Raw genomic sequence first — 754 nt, 5'->3', positions numbered from 1 at the left:
ATAATAAGTATGTTATTGTTGAAAATTTAAAAAAGAAGGAGTAGCAAGTTTAAGGAAAACAACAAAAGGCTATAAACAGATGTCAGATAAGTGGATAAAAGATAACAAGCGTCTTTTCAAAGCTGTAAATAGAGATAAAAAACTAGAAAAAAAGATTTTAAAAGATCTAAAAGCTCACAAGGTTGAAAAGGTATTATTTAATATAAATGCTGATGGAAAGATACAAACTTTTAGACTAGATGAAGATGCAAACCGTGTAGGACCTTGGCCATAATAAATAAAGGAGGTTAAATTATGGTAAGAGATAAGTTTAAAACATTTGAAGATTTCGAAGAGGAAATAGTTTTTGCAGAGCAAAGTATAGAGGAATGGAAAGATGAAATAAAACTTCTAAAGGAAGATATAAAAAATGGAATACAGAGATATCCAAGAGATAACGAAGAGATTATTCGTGTAACATATCAAGATAGTGTTATGTATGAATTTAGAAAAATACGTGCAATGTATTCAGCAGGGATGCCCATAGAGGATTTAGTTGAAGATGTTGAATATACCATATTTTGCATAGAAAATTATTTTGAATTTGAAGATACTTGTATTGAAACTGAATATATATATATACTTTGGCTAATATCTTTAGAAATATTACTAGAAACTGATAAAAATAATATAAAGAGATTGGCTAATATAGTAGAAAAGTGGGGTATTGAAGATTTTGTAATAGATTATTTATTATGTGTAAGTGATATAGGCT

The 754-nt window shown here is 27.6% G+C and carries 2 protein-coding genes; both read left to right on the top strand.

Annotation, left to right across the window (positions count from 1 at the left end; all coding sequences use genetic code 11):
• Positions 1–79 precede the first annotated feature (79 nt).
• On the top strand, positions 80–274 hold the full coding sequence (locus OM90_RS12205; RefSeq protein ID WP_058487116.1) for a hypothetical protein: 195 nt from the start codon (positions 80–82) through the stop codon (positions 272–274).
• A gap of 20 nt (positions 275–294) precedes the next feature.
• A partial coding sequence (locus OM90_RS12200) for a PoNe immunity protein domain-containing protein (RefSeq protein ID WP_144428597.1) occupies positions 295–754 on the top strand: 460 nt, incomplete at its 3' end.

This window comes from Defluviitalea phaphyphila (assembly GCF_001466305.1).
In the GTDB taxonomy this organism is placed as follows: domain Bacteria; phylum Bacillota; class Clostridia; order Lachnospirales; family Defluviitaleaceae; genus Defluviitalea_A; species Defluviitalea_A phaphyphila.
Note: the sequence above shows the minus strand (reverse complement) of the source record. Positions and strands in the feature narration are given on the sequence as shown.

Coding starts and splice junctions, on each gene's coding strand:
- OM90_RS12205 (WP_058487116.1), top strand. CDS start 80: ATGTCAGATAAGTGGATAAAAGATAACAAGCGTCTTTTCAAAGCTGTA.